General features: G+C 38.5%; 15 protein-coding genes. 10 read left to right on the top strand and 5 right to left on the bottom strand.

The genetic code is table 11. The features are described 5' to 3' along the window. Positions 1-160: 160 nt before the first annotated feature. Together FHS59_RS12405 and FHS59_RS23290 are read right to left on the bottom strand one after the other, a co-directional pair. Positions 161-538: a GxxExxY protein gene (locus tag FHS59_RS12405; RefSeq protein WP_184495460.1), complete on the bottom strand. Its 378-nt coding sequence runs from the start codon at positions 536-538 to the stop codon at positions 161-163. A gap of 540 nt (positions 539-1078) precedes the next feature. Further along, on the bottom strand, positions 1079-1318 hold the full coding sequence (locus FHS59_RS23290; protein ID WP_246388422.1) for a hypothetical protein: 240 nt from the start codon (positions 1316-1318) through the stop codon (positions 1079-1081). Between the two features lie 106 nt (positions 1319-1424). Here FHS59_RS23290 and FHS59_RS12410 point away from each other — a divergent pair, with 106 nt between their 5' ends. The 5 genes from FHS59_RS12410 (at position 1425) to FHS59_RS12430 (ending at position 5546) form a co-directional block, all read left to right on the top strand. Then, positions 1425-1904: a C40 family peptidase gene (locus tag FHS59_RS12410; RefSeq protein WP_184495461.1), complete on the top strand. Its 480-nt coding sequence runs from the start codon at positions 1425-1427 to the stop codon at positions 1902-1904. A gap of 154 nt (positions 1905-2058) precedes the next feature. Continuing rightward, complete coding sequence (gene atpD / locus FHS59_RS12415) at positions 2059-3561, top strand: F0F1 ATP synthase subunit beta (RefSeq protein ID WP_184495462.1); 1503 nt, start codon at positions 2059-2061, stop codon at positions 3559-3561. A 62-nt stretch (positions 3562-3623) separates the two neighbouring features. After that, complete coding sequence (gene atpC / locus FHS59_RS12420) at positions 3624-3869, top strand: ATP synthase F1 subunit epsilon (RefSeq protein WP_184495463.1); 246 nt, start codon at positions 3624-3626, stop codon at positions 3867-3869. Positions 3870-4235: 366 nt separating this feature from the next. After that, entirely contained in the window at positions 4236-4394 is a 159-nt protein-coding gene (locus FHS59_RS12425) for a hypothetical protein (protein ID WP_184495464.1), read from the top strand. A 78-nt stretch (positions 4395-4472) separates the two neighbouring features. After that, positions 4473-5546 (top strand): BF3164 family lipoprotein, encoded by a 1074-nt coding sequence (locus FHS59_RS12430; protein WP_184495465.1) that lies wholly within the window; start codon positions 4473-4475, stop codon positions 5544-5546. Positions 5547-5747: 201 nt separating this feature from the next. On the opposite strand, the gene FHS59_RS12435 is transcribed toward FHS59_RS12430, so the two are convergent. After that, a complete protein-coding gene (locus FHS59_RS12435) occupies positions 5748-6881 on the bottom strand; it encodes a hypothetical protein (protein ID WP_184495466.1) in 1134 nt (377 codons plus the stop codon). Between the two features lie 490 nt (positions 6882-7371). Here FHS59_RS12435 and FHS59_RS12440 point away from each other — a divergent pair, with 490 nt between their 5' ends. Continuing rightward, positions 7372-8205 (top strand): glycoside hydrolase family 16 protein, encoded by an 834-nt coding sequence (locus FHS59_RS12440; RefSeq protein WP_246388423.1) that lies wholly within the window; start codon positions 7372-7374, stop codon positions 8203-8205. A 233-nt stretch (positions 8206-8438) separates the two neighbouring features. On the opposite strand, the gene FHS59_RS12445 is transcribed toward FHS59_RS12440, so the two are convergent. Beyond that, positions 8439-9785, bottom strand: coding sequence for an alpha-L-fucosidase (locus FHS59_RS12445; protein WP_317168190.1), 1347 nt, complete (start codon positions 9783-9785; stop codon positions 8439-8441). A 138-nt stretch (positions 9786-9923) separates the two neighbouring features. Between FHS59_RS12445 and rpsU the strand changes: the two genes are divergently transcribed. From rpsU to FHS59_RS12465, 4 genes are all read left to right on the top strand, one after another. After that, positions 9924-10118 carry a 30S ribosomal protein S21 gene (gene rpsU / locus FHS59_RS12450; RefSeq protein WP_184495468.1) on the top strand — a complete coding sequence of 65 codons (195 nt, stop codon included), beginning with the start codon at positions 9924-9926 and terminating at the stop codon, positions 10116-10118. A 213-nt stretch (positions 10119-10331) separates the two neighbouring features. Next, a complete protein-coding gene (locus tag FHS59_RS12455) occupies positions 10332-11216 on the top strand; it encodes a tyrosine-type recombinase/integrase (RefSeq protein ID WP_184495469.1) in 885 nt (294 codons plus the stop codon). 35 nt (positions 11217-11251) lie between these two features. After that, positions 11252-11557 carry a ribosome hibernation-promoting factor, HPF/YfiA family gene (gene hpf, locus FHS59_RS12460; RefSeq protein WP_184495470.1) on the top strand — a complete coding sequence of 102 codons (306 nt, stop codon included), beginning with the start codon at positions 11252-11254 and terminating at the stop codon, positions 11555-11557. A 68-nt stretch (positions 11558-11625) separates the two neighbouring features. Next, positions 11626-13134, top strand: a complete 1509-nt coding sequence (locus tag FHS59_RS12465) for an ArnT family glycosyltransferase (RefSeq protein WP_184495471.1) — start codon at positions 11626-11628, stop codon at positions 13132-13134. 1 nt (position 13135) lies between these two features. On the opposite strand, the gene FHS59_RS12470 is transcribed toward FHS59_RS12465, so the two are convergent. Further along, positions 13136-14806 carry an ArnT family glycosyltransferase gene (locus FHS59_RS12470; RefSeq protein WP_184495472.1) on the bottom strand — a complete coding sequence of 557 codons (1671 nt, stop codon included), beginning with the start codon at positions 14804-14806 and terminating at the stop codon, positions 13136-13138. Between the last annotated feature and the right edge of the window lie 64 nt (positions 14807-14870).

The following is a 14870-nucleotide window of genomic DNA, read 5'->3' on the forward strand; positions in this document are numbered from 1 at the left end:
CAGAGGTTAAAGTTTTTGGGATTAATTCAGCAATAATCAGCGTCTTTTTCTGCGAATTTCAGCGGGAAATATATTGTGCTAAAACGCCCGCAGATTTCGGGTGATATAAATCGCAAATGTTCGCAGATTTAAAGAGGTTGAGGTAATTTCAGTGGGGAGATTAAAGTTTATTCACTTTTCTAATAATTCCATCCTTGATATCCACAGTGTTAAAATTGACTAAAATGCCCAATTTTAGCCCGGACAGCTTTAAATAAGTTAGAACTTGTTTGTGGTGAACATCCATTAAATTTTCAACAGATTTAATTTCGATTATTACTTTTTCTTCCACAATCAGATCGATTCTGTAGCCGACTTCCATTTTAATATTATCATAAACTAATGGCAGTCCAACCTGTCTTCTTACAATCAAATTATCTTTCAATAATTCATGAGCCAAAGCGACTTCATAAGTAGACTCTAAGAGACCAGGCCCCAAAGAATTGTAAACTTTAAAAATTGCACCTCTAATTTTGTATGAAATCTCATTTTCAATCATGACACAGATAAAAAATTAAATCTAATTTAACGAAAAACTTAAATATAAGCTTTTACATTTTAGATTTTTCCGTGCAGATCTTTAGGAATAATTATCGAAGATTTTCAAAGATGTTAAAGTTCTTTTGGATTAAATCAGCGATAATCAGCGTCTTTTTCTGCGAATATCGGCGGGAAAATAATTTTTCTTTAACTCCCGCAGATTTCCGGGGATAATTATCGCAGATGTTCGCAGATTTAAAGAGGGTTGTGGAATTCAGTTTTTATCAGCCTCTTTTTATAGGTAAATCATTGGGAAGCTGTATTTTTTTTCCTTCAGATTCACGCGGATAGCTTGCGTAGATGTTCGAAGCTTTTTTTTTAAAAATCAGCGTTTATCAGCGTCTTTTTTCTGCGAATATCGGCGGGAAAATAATTTTTCTTTAACTCCCGCAGATTTCCGGGGAAAATTATTGCAGATGTTCGTAGAGGTAAAAGTTTTTGGGGTTAATTCAGCGATATTCAGCGGCTTTTTCTGCGATTATCAGCGGGAACATAATTTTTAAGCCAGTTTTATTTGATCCAGGTAAAATTTCATCCGAGAATGATCACGCGGTAAAAAATCAATTTTGTCAATTTTATCCTGTTTATGATTGTAAAAAACTTCTACGTATTCATTATCGAGTAAGTATAAGTTCACTTTATGCTTATAATATCGGATGGCCACGACAAATGTGCCCTCTGTATATAAGGTGATAATTTTTTTATGAAAAGGGAGGTTGGTGAATTCTTCTCTGCTCATATCCTTCAATCAATCTACGAATATAACGAAATGAAAGACCTTTATTGATAAGTTAGGGTTGATTCCTGCCGTTAAGTATCTTATAATTGAAAGAGCAAAAACGAGAATGACAGTTAGAAAATTCCCACACCTACTTTTATGGATTCCTATTGTGGCTTTGGTCGCCTTTTCCTGTGCCTCCAGAAAGAAAGCTTCTTCTGACCCTTTTGATGTGGTTATTTCCACTGCTCGAAGTTACACAGGCACACCTTATAAATATGGTGGCACTACCCGTGCAGGAATGGACTGCAGTGCTTTGGTTTTTCACTCTTACTATTCAGTGGGAATCAATATGCCAAGGATTTCTGCTGACCAAAGCAAAGTTGGCAAAAAGGTAAATGTCAGAGATCTACAAAGAGGGGATGTGTTGTTTTTTGCTACAGGGAAAAGAAAAAATCAAGTTACGCATTCCGGAATTGTGACGGAAGTGGCTAAAAATGACGTCCGATTTATCCATTCTTCCACTTCTTTGGGGGTTTCAGAGGATTATCTGAGTAATCGCTACTGGTCCAAAGTCTTTTTGTTTGGGAGACGAGTAATGGAATAATTTTTTTGGCAAAAAGGGGATTTTGAGAAGATTGATCATCAATTCGTTAAGAAGGTTCGGATTATTTTCCAAATATCCTTTGGGATTAGGCTTTATTGGTTAATTTTGCGGACGAATTCAAAAAGCATATCCTTTTTACATTTCATTCTATCAAATGGCAAATATTGGAAAGATAACTCAGGTAATTGGGCCCGTAGTGGACGTTTCCTTCGAAGGCGGTAAACTGCCAAACATCCTTGACGCGGTTGAAGTAACCAAAGAAAACGGCCAAGTAGTCGTAATGGAAGTTCAACAGCACCTAGGTGAAGACAGAGTAAGAACCATCGCGATGGACTCATCTGAAGGGATGGTTCGTGGTATGGAAGTTACAGATATGGGTCAACCTATCTCTGTTCCTACCGGAGAAGCTATCAAAGGTCGTCTTTTCAACGTGGTTGGAGAAGCGATTGACGGTCTACCACAAGTTCCTGCAGGAAAAAGACTTCCTATTCACAGATCTGCACCTCGATTTGAAGATCTTTCTACTTCAACAGAAGTACTTTATACAGGTATCAAAGTAATTGACTTGATCGAACCTTATGCAAAAGGTGGTAAGATCGGTTTGTTCGGTGGTGCCGGTGTAGGTAAAACTGTATTGATTCAGGAATTGATCAACAACATTGCGAAAGCATATGCTGGTCTATCTGTATTTGCAGGTGTAGGTGAAAGAACAAGAGAAGGAAATGACTTGCTTCGTGAAATGATCGAGTCTGGCATCGTAACTTACGGTGATGACTTCATCCACAGCTTAGAAGAAGAAGGTGGATGGGATCTTTCCAAAGTTGATTTAAAGAAATTAGAAGACTCTAAAGCAACCTTTGTTTTCGGTCAGATGAACGAGCCTCCAGGGGCGCGTGCTCGAGTGGCTTTGACAGGTTTGACTTTGGCAGAATATTATAGAGATGGTGATGGAGAAGGTGCTGGTAAAGACATCCTTTTCTTTATCGATAACATCTTCCGATTCACTCAGGCAGGTTCTGAAGTGTCCGCACTTCTTGGTCGTATGCCTTCTGCGGTAGGTTACCAGCCAACTTTGGCAACAGAGATGGGTGCGATGCAGGAAAGAATTACCTCTACTAAAAACGGTTCCATTACTTCCGTACAGGCAGTTTATGTACCTGCGGATGACTTGACTGACCCGGCTCCAGCGACGACTTTCGCTCACTTGGATGCTACCACGGTATTGTCAAGAAAGATTGCCGAATTGGGTATATACCCAGCGGTGGATCCTTTGGACTCAACTTCTCGTATTCTTTCTCCAGATATCTTGGGTGAAGAGCATTACGGATGTGCACAGAGAGTAAAAGAGATTCTTCAGCGTTACAAAGAATTGCAGGATATCATTGCGATCTTGGGTATGGAAGAACTTTCTGAAGAGGATAAGCAAGTCGTACACAGAGCGAGACGTGTTCAGCGTTTCCTTTCTCAGCCATTCCACGTAGCTGAGCAGTTTACAGGCTTGAAAGGTGTATTGGTAGACATCAAAGACACCATCAAAGGCTTTAACATGATCATGGACGGTGAGTTGGATCATCTTCCAGAAGCAGCTTTCAACTTGGTAGGGAGCATCGAAGATGCCATCGCTAAGGGAGAGAAGATGTTGGCTGAAGTTAAATAAATAGAAAATAGAGCTGCGGTTAAGGATTCTTGGTCGCTTGCTTTTATATAAATCCGAATCAGATGCATTTAGAAATCGTCACACCGGACAAAAAAGTATTTCAGGGTGAAGTGACCGAGGCCAGTTTCCCAGGTGCCGGAGGTGCATTTCAGGTGCTGAATAATCACGCTCCGATCGTTTCAGCTTTGGCAAAAGGAACCGTTTCCTTTACCACAGCGGAAGGAAAGCAATCCATGATCGTGGATGGCGGAGTAGTAGAAGTAAAAGACAATGTAATTGTATTGCTAGCTGAGAAAGTAGTTGCTTAAGTAATTTATCAATCTATAAAAAAGGTCTTCTATGTAAATGGGAGACCTTTTTTGGTTTTTATTGGGGGCAAAGGCTGGCACTTTTTCAATTCGGAAAAAGTTCCTTAATCTTCAAAGCAACACTTGGCTTGGGTTTTTCAAAATACAATTTATCTATATTAAAATGCGCTTTTAGTTTACGGCCGATTTCGACACGAATTTTAGTTTTACTAACGGTAATATAGTTATTTGAGAGGATTTATTTTATAGTTTGGGGGGGGGTAGTTTTGAATAACTAATTTAATTTTTAACCATTTAACACTTTAAATTAGGTCTAAATTATTTAAGAATCCATTAACCTATGGGTTATTGGTTGGGGCAGGAATAATGCTTGGATCCGCATTTGTAAGCCTGCCAAATGCCAAAGCAGAAGTGACAATTATGGCTGACTGCTGTCAGGAACCTGATGACAGTTGTAATGATCGTTTTGGATGGAAGTATGCTGATTCAAGACCGGGGTCAGTTTGTGGGCCTGTGGAGAGTTAAGAATCAACCTTAACAATTAATTTAGCGGGAGATTTATCTTCCGCTATTTTGTTCTATTTAACCAGCTAGTATTACCTCATGTCGAAAACCATTTTTCTATTATTGCTCATTGGGCTATTTCAGTGTACTACCAAGACTGATTCCGAATCCAGGTCAGGGGAGACTTGGGTAAGGATCCAGGAGGACGATCTCCCTGAGGAAGAATTGTTGACCGGTACACCTTTTGGGATCCGGAAATTTTATAAGGTGAGGAAACCATTTTTGGTAGATGGTTATTTGATCGTTTCCGATAAGGCGATGGATCCTCCGCTTCATGTAATTGATGTGAAAGAGAAAAAATGGCTATATGGTTTGGGAGTGGAGGGCTATGGACCCGGAGAGATATCCTATATCTGGACAATGGATTACAGTACTAGCCCTGGCAGATTTTGGGCCTATAATTTTGACAAGGTTTTCTCCGAGTTTACTTTGGAGGATAGTACGGCGAAACTTGCGCAGAAGCAGCTAAGACAGCGTAATCCTGAGTTTATAATGGCGACGGATATTGTTTGGTTGACGGATAGTACATTAATGACTTTACGGGTTTCTGGCGAAAATAAATTCGTGGAATACAGTGATACCGGAGAAGTTCTTGTCGGCTATGGAAGTTGGAAGGGAATGCTTCCGGGAGATCCACCATTCAATGTCGCAAAAGCTGCTTTTGCTATGCATTTTGCATCAAACCAGAGTAAGACAAAATTTGGATTTTTTTCAATGGACAGAGATCATTTTGAGATTTTGGATTACCCAAGTAAAGAGATTTTGGTAGTAGAGGGCCCGTATTTCGAAGTTCCCTCTTATGAAGTAGCCTATAGATCCGCTGATGATCCCTACTACTATATGAATGACCCCGAAGCTGTTCGGACTTATCAGGATTTTTTCATGGGTGAGGAGCATATCTATATGTTGTATAATGGAGAGAGAAAATCAAAAATTAGGTCAACTGGTTTGTCAGATAGCCAGATTGTTTTTCAGTTTGATTATCAAGGTAATTTGCTGAGAAATTTTGAATTGGATACGCCAGTGAGATTCATTACTGTGGATGAAGAGAAGCAGGTCATCTATGCATTATCATCCGGAGAAGAAGAGGATATTGTGGAGTTCAAATTTTAAACTTCCTAAGAAAAGCTTGTCAGCACATGAAGTAGAGCTGCAAAATAAAATTGTATTGCTAAGGGAGAAAGTAGTCGCTAAAGCAATTCATCCGAATATAAAAAAAGGTCTCCTGTGTAAACGGGAGACCTTTTTTTGGTTTTCAATTAGCCACAAAGGACACGAAGGAAGCACAAAGAAGTGGTTTGGATAGGGAAAACCTTATTCTTTAATAGGCTTTAAGACTGCCCTTTTGATATATTTTTCATCATGCTTCATTAGGCTGCCTTCGTAGAAATAAAGGGTGTCGTTGACTACTCCAGCAAGCATTCCGATGTCTAAGATATTTCTAGGATTAGAGGTTTCGTACCAGCTTTCGTTTTGTTTATAATAAACCATCAAATGTGAGAAGGTGGCATATTCCTTCCCTGACTTTTTATTATTCATCCAAGTTTCTATAATTATTGATTCTGAGTTTTCTCGGATTGAAGTGAATGTATGATTAAAAGGGACAACAATATTATTACTATTGCCTGAAGTAAATATATCATCAAAAGAAATAATGCCTTCTGCACTGCTAACGGAATAATCAAAAAATCTACTTTTTGGAATTGGGATTTCTACTGGTTGTTTTTCCAATTCATTAAAATTATAGCGGTAGATTTTCTTTTCATGCGGAAAACTGAATAGTGCAGTTTTTTTATAAAAAGAGGAGACAAGATAATTTGATGGTTTAAGAGACCCTTCTGCATTCTTTAATTCCTCCGGATATTCCAAAAAAGAATTCTCTAAAACTTGTCCCTCTTCATCAAAGAAATAGATCAACTTACCACTTTCATTATAGTATTTGGGGTCATAATTGTCATATTCAGAAGAAGCTAATTCTATTAAAAAACCATTATCTAATTTTTTGAACTTTGAATCAGCGGTTCTGGCCTCTTTCCCTTCAGGAATAGTTAGTCTGATCTTCTTAATGAATTCTTGAGTTTCGACATTGAAGATCAAGACTGATTCACTTTTTTTATCCAATAAATAAACGATTGGATAATGTGAAGCATCAAAGTTGGACGGTAGAAATGAACCTATTGGGTAGTCTCCTGAAGCAATTCTTTTTCTTTGTTTGCCGGATATATGGTAAAACCCAACTGCCGGGGTCCTGACAGAAGAAACCGCAATCAAGCTATCAGCCACCATTCCAACTTCAAATTGGCTATTGAGGTGAAAATTTGATTCCTCAATTAGGACGGAATCGACCATCACTAGATTCAATAAGGCTGGGAACTCATCTTTTTCCACTTTAGCTTGGCAAGCTATTATTGAAAAGAATACCAGAAATACAAAATATCGATTTTTCATGTTTAGTAATTCAGAAAATTCTGCATTGGTTGGAATATCAATTATACCAGATAATTCTGGGTTATTGATTGGCTAAATACTATTCGCATTAGTGAAAAATTATAATTGCCAAAGATGTATTGCTGCCTTCACAGGCTCGCCTCAACACTAACCAGGACCATACCTAGTAGGGCCAAGGCTAAAATCATTGTTTTTTCATTTGAAATTAATTTAAAATTAAAGAACTATTAAAAAGATAGCTTGCGTTAAATCTAGTTGAAAAATTTTAAACTATTTTTATCGACAAATGAAATTCAATTCATTTTGTGATTGACGGTTAATTTCAAGGGGGGGGTAAAAATTTAGTTTGAGATGATTTAATATTTGCTTTGATGAAGTTTCGATTGTTTAATTAGTATCTGGTAGAGATATTCAGGATGAATATAGTTTTATACTATATTCGACTATGAAATTTCTCCTTTTTCTCCTTCTTATGTCGACAGCTTTTTTTATGAAAAGTGATTCCCAAAAGTCTCATAAATCCTTTCATGAGGACTTTTCGAAATCAAAATCGAGATATTTTTACTATGGTTCAACGGGTAGAAAAGCTGATTTTAAGTTTAACATGGGAATAGACTCTCCCACTGATTCAGAAGAGAAAATCGTTTCCTTTAAGCTGGATCCTTTAGATGAAGCTGGGCCTGGTAAAGGTCCCGAGATTATTTCGAAGAAGTTCACACATTTCGGAACCTATTCAACACGCTTAAAAGTACCAGATGTAAAAGATAAACAACCCAATGTCGGTGCTGTTGTGGGCTACTTTAACTATTATGATGATGATAAAAAAGGATTGAGCGAAATCGACTTTGAATGGTTGATTGCAGATCCAAGTATTATTTATATAGGAACTTGGACAGGTGAGCATGGGAAGCTACAGCGCATCGGGAGGATAATTAATTTGGCCAAAGGAGAAATCCTTGAGACGATTTCAAAGATCAATTATGATGGGACTCCTACGGCTTTAGAAGGAAGGCAAAATATGCCTGAATCAATTCAGGCAATCGAAAATTACGATGCTTCCTCCCAGTTTTATACCTATGGTTTTGACTGGAAAAGTGACCGATTGCGATGGTGGATGATCCATCCGGAAACTGCAGATACGGTTACACTTTGGGATTATCAAGGTTCAAAACTTGGGATTCCACAGCATTCTTCAAAATATCGAATGAACTTCTGGCATACCAAAGATTGGGCTGTTGAGGGAAATCCGAATTCATTGGAAAAACCTAACTTTCCATTTGAATTGGAAGTGGACTGGATGGAGTATATGCCAGAAAAGAACTAGCTAATTCTATAAGTTTGCGAAAAATGAGTCTAGCCAGTTTATAGCTTAAGTCACATAGAAAACCATTGCAGCTGAACGGCATCGATCGGAATAAACTTTGATGCCGCTATCAATGTCGAATTTTATAATACATGTCAGTCCGAGCGGAGTCGAGGACCTTTCAATTTTGAAACCCCCGTCAATAAAGTGCTCAGCCTGACAAATCTGTATTTTTAAAACATCTTTTTTACATATCAATTACTCTCAATTACCTGTCCTTTTTCTCGATAGAGATCTACAGGCCCGTCTAATAATACCGCAATTACAGTAATATCCTTGTCATAGACATTGTCAGGAATATCGATGTATTTCATTCCTGGCACTGCACTCCAGTACATTTTGCCCACTTCTCTGGATTGAAGTTTGGTACCATTGCCAACCACCCATACACGCTGGATTTTATTTTTTAGGCCTTTGATCGCTAGAGACTCATTGACTTTGTAGTCTAAGTAGATGTAAAGGATGGTTTTGTCTTTGGAAAGTGTGGTTGGTGCATACACGTGGCCGTCAGGAATACCCGCTTGAGTTTCGTAGATGGCTGACTCATGCTTGGAAGTCCAACGTCCAAATTCATTTAGGATGTTTACAGCTTCTTCCGGAATCGTTCCGTCAGGCTTTGGTCCGAAATCCATCAGGAGATTTCCTCCCATATGCAAGCAATCCACAAAGATCCTTAGCAATTCACTCGGGCTTTTATAAGCATGATCATTTCCCTGATAGCCCCAGCTATTGTTCATGGTCATGCAAAGTTCCCAATATTCGCTAGCTGGTCTTGTAACCGGAACACCTTGTTCGGGCGTATCATAGTCGCCGAATCCCGGGCCTAGTCTAGAATTGATAATGAGATTTGGGTTGTATCCCAATAATTTCTTTTTAAGCTCCGCGCTTCTCCATTCTTCTGGCTTATGTTCCCAGTCCCCGTCAAACCAGTACAAATCTGGATTGTATTGCTCAGAGAGTTCACTTAGCTGAGCGAAGTTGAAATCTGTGAATTTCTTGAATCGGGCTGGATCATTCTTGTAACGGTAAGTCTCTCTGGTATTTCTATCGTAATCCGGATGAGACCAATCCAAAACTGAAAAATAGATACCTTTTTTGATACCTTCTTTTTCTAAGGCGTTCATCAATGGACCCACTAAATCTTTTCCAGCGGGAGTTTTTTTCACTACGGAAAGATCCGAAGCTTTGGTATCCCAAAGTGCTACTCCATCATGGTGTTTGGCAGTGAGTACTGCATATTTGGCACCGCTTTGCTTGATTAACTTTGCCCACTTCTCAGGATCATATTTACTTGCAGTAAATCCATCGAGCTGTTTCATGTAATCCTCATAGCTGATGTAGTCATTGAAAAAGGACCAGGATTCATCGATTCCATTGACGGAATAAATTCCCCAGTGGATGAAGATTCCCAGTTTGGCATCTTTAAACCACTCCATTTTCTCAGGGTTTTCCTGCGAAAAAGAATGAGATGGAGTTAAAACAATGGATAGAAAAAGAATACAAACTAAAAGGATGCGGTTGTTGAAAATGCTGTTATTCACGATCTATTGGGTAATTTTTGCTAAAATTAGGGAATAAGCCCTATAAATCAAGAGAGTTATTCAGAGTTTATTTTAATGGCATTATTGTTTATAAAATAATATCCATACCTTTGCAGTCGCGAAAGGAGGTGTAAAAATATGATCGTAGTAAACGTAAAAGAGAACGAATCTATCGAAAAAGCGCTAAAGCGTTTTAAAAAGAAGTTTGACAAGACTGGTGCAGTCAGAGAACTAAGAGCGAGACAAGCGTTCACTAAACCTTCTATCAAAAGAAGAGCTCAGGTCATCAAAGCGGCTTATAAGCAAAAACTTCAGGACGAAGCAGCGAAATAATCGTTTTTGACAACAATTATACAAGCGTACTTACTTAGTGAGTACGCTTTTTTTTTATCCGCTTTTTCCTCAGAGCCAAGATAGTTGAGATTTGTTTTCACTAAAGCTCAATTCATAACTTCTGAGAATTTCCTCCATTTCCGGAATGTTTTGTGAGATATGTTACCGGACTTCATTTTTTTTTCGTGTACTTTAATTGAGCAATAACAGTACATGGTAGACTCTTTTATCAATTATTTGGAATTCGAGAAAAAATCAAGCCCTCATACGGTTTTGGCTTACCAGAAAGATCTGGAGCAATTCCATGAGTTTGTATTGACTGCCTTCGAAAGAGAGGATATTTCCCAAACGGATCATTCTGAAATACGGGCTTGGGTGATTGACTTGGTAGAGAACGGTCTGAGTACCACCTCTGTAAATAGGAAGATCGCCACGCTTCGCTCTTATTTTAAGTTTTTGCTGCGGTCAAGAGTCATTTCTAAGGATCCGACGTATAAGTTAAAATCCCTTAAAAACCCCAAAAAACTTCCTGAATTCCTTCAAGAAAATACCATTTCTTCCGTTCTAGAAGAAAGTGTTTATGAACCGAATTTCGAAGGACAAAGGGATAGAATGGTGATGGAATTTCTCTATTTGACCGGAGTCAGACTTTCGGAATTGACCGGATTAAAATGGGGGGATATCAACCTCCAAGAAAGTGTCGTGAAAGTATTAGGTAAGCGTAAAAAGGAAAGAATAATACCACTAACAAATGGACTGTCACGAAATATCATTTTGTATAAAAAAGTATTTGAAGAAAGGTTTTTAAAAGTAGCACAAAGTGACTATTTTATTGTTACTAATCACGGAAAGCAAAGTTACTCTATGATGATATACCGTGTTGTCAGACATTATCTGGACCTTTTTGCACAAACGTCAAAACGTAGCCCTCACGTGCTGCGCCATACCTTTGCGACTCACTTATTAAATAAAGGAGCGGACTTGAACGCAGTCAAAGATTTGCTGGGACATGCAAATTTGGCCGCCACACAAGTCTATACCCACAATTCACTAGAAAAACTCAAGGCTGTGTTTGAACAGGCACATCCTAAAGCGTAAATAAATTATTGTTCAACCACTAAATGCAAATCAATATGAAACTGCAGATGCACTCAATCCACTTCGATGCCGATCGTAAATTGATCGATTTTATCCAGAAAAAAGCAGACAAGTTGGAAACCTATTATGATCGTATCATAGATGGTGAGGTTTTTATGAGGCTAGATAAAAATGATAACAATGAAAACAAGATTGTTGAGATCAAGCTAAATGTGCCAGGAAAGCAGTTTTTTGCGAAGAATCAATCAGATTCATTCGAAGGGGCAGCTGATGAAGCAATAGAAGGATTAAGAAGACAGATTAAAAAGTACAAAGAAAAATTTGTGCTTGTCAGGCAGTAATAAACCCTAAAATCTTTTCAAAACCCTCGGAACTTCGGGGGTTTTTCTTTTTCTTGCCAACTTTTCCAATGAGGTCGAATCTGTCATATAAATCGGCATTTTGGATAGTCAGTCTGGCTATCATTATTGCCAAAATCCTGTTTCTTTTCCGTCCAGAATTAGACCTGTTTACGGAAGAGGCTCAGTACTGGCTATGGTCTAAAAACCTAGCATGGCATTATTATTCCAAACCCCCACTTGTCGCGTTCTTAAATTATCTGAGTACCAATTTATTTGGAGTTTCAGAATTTGGTGTTCGGTTTAATCCTATATTCTTTGGTTTAGCGACAGCTTGGGTAACTTATCTTTTTGCAAACTATTTATATGGAGAAAAGGTCGCTTTTTGGGCTTCCATGATTCTTCAAGCCATGCCATTTTGGTGGTTGGTTTCCTCTTTTCATACCACAGATACTTCCTTGACTTTCTTTTGGGTCTTGACCATGTTTTGGCTTTATCGGGCAAATAAAGAAAAGAAAACCCGATGGTGGATTTTGGCAGGATTAGCTGCGGCACTGGGCCTAATGGCCAAAGCCGTCATGATTTTAGTGATTCCTTTTCTGATTTTATTTGTAATTCAGGAAGGGACATTCGGTAAAAAGTGGAAGAATTTAGCTCTATTCTTCCTGGTCATGTCACTGGGGTTTTTACCTTTCTTGATATGGAACTTCCAAAATGATTTTCTGACTTTCAAACATTTGGCAAATCTGGCAGGAGCTAGTGGAGGCAAAGAATCTACATTTTTGATTGGAAAATCCCTTTCCCAATTTTTCGAATTTCTTGGAGGTCAGCTAGCTATGATTTCAATTTTCCTTTTGCCTCTGGCATTTGGAGCGATAAAGAATGTCTTGAAATATCGAAGTCAAGAAAAGTTCTTTTTAATTCTTCCTGCCTTATTGACATTCGTAGGTTTTGGATGCCTTAGTTTCTTGACAGAAATTCTGGTTAATTGGACGATTTTCTCTTACGTTGGATTAGCCATAATCATGAGTGAATGGGTGATTAACCAATCTGCAATCTGGCAGAAAATTAGAAATTGGGGTGTTGGAATCAGTATCTGTCTTCCACTCATTTTGATCTTGCCCGATTTTACATTTTTGAAATCAATTCCAGCTGTCAAAAAAGGAGAGATAAAGATTTTTAGAAGAATGTCTGGCTATGATCCTTTGGCAAAACGTGTGGATTTCCTTCAAGATAGTCTACAGCTAGAAAATGCATATGTATTTTCAGAGACCTATCATATGGCATCAGAGCTTTCTTTTTATTTGGAAAATCATCCTCAAACCTACATGTTGAATATGGGCTCGAGGAAGAATCAGTTTGATCTTTGGCCAGGAATGGAGCAGTTTGTAGGGAAGCAAACTAATGGAGTTTTCGTGAGCTGGAATTTTGATTCCCCAGGGGATTATGCTGGTTTTGAATCTTTGGTTTATGAGGAAGAGTTTCCTGTTTATTTCAGAGGAGACCTTCTCCGAAAAGCGAAAATCCAGGTTTGGAAAAATTTAGAGAAGTACGATCCTTTTGTCCCGGAAACTTATTAAGTTATTTTCTTTTTAGCCAGTAATAAATCTTACCATTTTCTCGGACCAATTCTCGAAAATCAGGATTGCTGATGTTTTGAAGCAGGAAAGGGATTTTTTTTGAGTCCCAGTTGACCGAAGCTACTTGAATCTCAAAATCATGCTCATCAAATTCACTTATATATTTGTCTTCCACGATCAAATTAGGATAGCCTTCTGACTCGACTATCAACTCTTCAGTCGTCTTCTTTTTTTCTCCTGTCAGGTCAGTCATATAAAATTCCGGACCAAGGTAAACCCTGATTTTACTGCTGACATGGATATTTCCTATAAATCCAATTTCTTCCTTCGGATCAATTTGATTCTCTTTCACGAATTCAGAAACTTGCTCTCCCTGTTCTGGAAGTGAGATTTTTGCCGTGGCTGTGGAAAGGATGAAAAATAAAAGTAATATGGAATAGGAAAGTGCTTTCGGTAATTTTTCATTTCTCATAGTCAATCTGAAGAGATAAACCCAAACCACTAGCCCAAAGGCCATTTGTAGATAAATGAACAAACTACTTCCTAAATTGGAGTTTAACCAAACTGCGAAAAGCCCAAGAATGGCTGACAATCCTAAGAAAATCCAAGTGCTGATTTTCAGCCCTTTTTTTCTAAGGTCAAACCCTCCTCTTACCAAAATCCAAGCTAATAAAACCGCCAATACTGGTGCTACAGGAAGTAAATAGCGCTCATAGAATTTTGTGGTCAATGCTCCCATTCCAAGAATAGCAAGGCCCCAAAGCAAAGCAAATCCAAAGAACACCTTGTTTTCGTTCCAAGTGGATTGGATGCATTTTTTTAGTTTTGGGGATGCCAAAAGAACCCAAGGCAAGTAAATGGCAAATAGAATTGCTGTTGCCAGTAAACCATTTTTCAGGATTAGTAAGTATCGGGATGCGACTCTTCCTCCGACCTGATCCTCAAAGAAACTATCCAAATACGTGGGGCCATGAATTTGCCACATTGCCACAAACCAAAATAATCCAATGACGATTCCAATTGCCAAAGATGGAAAGTGAATAAGTGTTTTAAAGGAAATTCTTTTCCAAGGATTGAAAGCAAGATAAGCGATACCAATTCCACCCAAAGCAGCTGCAGGAAGGCCTTTGATTTCAAATGCCAAACCTAAACTGAGGTATAAAATCCAAAGGAATTTCTTTGGCGTGTCTTCTCCGTATTTGATAAGACCAGCAAATCCAATGGCGCTGGAAGTCATCGCTAAGCCTAATAGTACATCAGGAATAGATCTGGTGGCAGCAAAAATTAATACAGGATTGCTTGCGATAATCAGAGCAGAAATTCCTGCTAGTTTTTTGTCCTCAAAAAGGATTTTGGCGAGCCAATAACTCAATCCAACGGTTAGAGCTCCAGCGATTAAGAAAAATATCCGGGATGAAAATGCACTCACCCCAAAAGCTTTAAATCCAGCAAGCACCACCCAGTAAGTGCCAATTGGTTTTCTGAATCTCAGTTCTCCATTGCCGAGGTATGTGGTCAGATAATCGCCGTTTTGCAGCATTTTCACAGCAGCATCGGTATAATACATTTCGTCAGGGAAATGCATATGGAAGCTCAAGGCAAAAGGACCAACTAAAATAGTGAAGGCCGCCATCACCACCCATGGATTGATCTGATATTCTTTTGAAACCATGGCGCAAAGATAAGATGATTGAACTATGTCACACCAAATTTTCGTTGGCATCGGAAAGCAAATA

Source organism: Algoriphagus iocasae (assembly GCF_014206875.1).
Classification (GTDB): Bacteria; Bacteroidota; Bacteroidia; order Cytophagales; family Cyclobacteriaceae; genus Algoriphagus; species Algoriphagus iocasae.

Excerpts from the sequence above, each read along its gene's own strand:
- FHS59_RS23290 (WP_246388422.1), bottom strand. The coding sequence starts at position 1,318 with ATGAGCAGAGAAGAATTCACCAACCTCCCTTTTCATAAAAAAATTATC.
- FHS59_RS12435 (WP_184495466.1), bottom strand. The coding sequence starts at position 6,881 with ATGAAAAATCGATATTTTGTATTTCTGGTATTCTTTTCAATAATAGCT.
- FHS59_RS12405 (WP_184495460.1), bottom strand. The coding sequence starts at position 538 with ATGATTGAAAATGAGATTTCATACAAAATTAGAGGTGCAATTTTTAAA.
- FHS59_RS12430 (WP_184495465.1), top strand. The coding sequence starts at position 4,473 with ATGTCGAAAACCATTTTTCTATTATTGCTCATTGGGCTATTTCAGTGT.
- FHS59_RS12425 (WP_184495464.1), top strand. The coding sequence starts at position 4,236 with ATGCTTGGATCCGCATTTGTAAGCCTGCCAAATGCCAAAGCAGAAGTG.
- FHS59_RS12455 (WP_184495469.1), top strand. The coding sequence starts at position 10,332 with ATGGTAGACTCTTTTATCAATTATTTGGAATTCGAGAAAAAATCAAGC.
- rpsU (WP_184495468.1), top strand. The coding sequence starts at position 9,924 with ATGATCGTAGTAAACGTAAAAGAGAACGAATCTATCGAAAAAGCGCTA.
- hpf (WP_184495470.1), top strand. The coding sequence starts at position 11,252 with ATGAAACTGCAGATGCACTCAATCCACTTCGATGCCGATCGTAAATTG.
- FHS59_RS12470 (WP_184495472.1), bottom strand. The coding sequence starts at position 14,806 with ATGGTTTCAAAAGAATATCAGATCAATCCATGGGTGGTGATGGCGGCC.
- atpD (WP_184495462.1), top strand. The coding sequence starts at position 2,059 with ATGGCAAATATTGGAAAGATAACTCAGGTAATTGGGCCCGTAGTGGAC.
- atpC (WP_184495463.1), top strand. The coding sequence starts at position 3,624 with ATGCATTTAGAAATCGTCACACCGGACAAAAAAGTATTTCAGGGTGAA.
- FHS59_RS12410 (WP_184495461.1), top strand. The coding sequence starts at position 1,425 with ATGACAGTTAGAAAATTCCCACACCTACTTTTATGGATTCCTATTGTG.
- FHS59_RS12465 (WP_184495471.1), top strand. The coding sequence starts at position 11,626 with ATGAGGTCGAATCTGTCATATAAATCGGCATTTTGGATAGTCAGTCTG.
- FHS59_RS12440 (WP_246388423.1), top strand. The coding sequence starts at position 7,372 with ATGAAAAGTGATTCCCAAAAGTCTCATAAATCCTTTCATGAGGACTTT.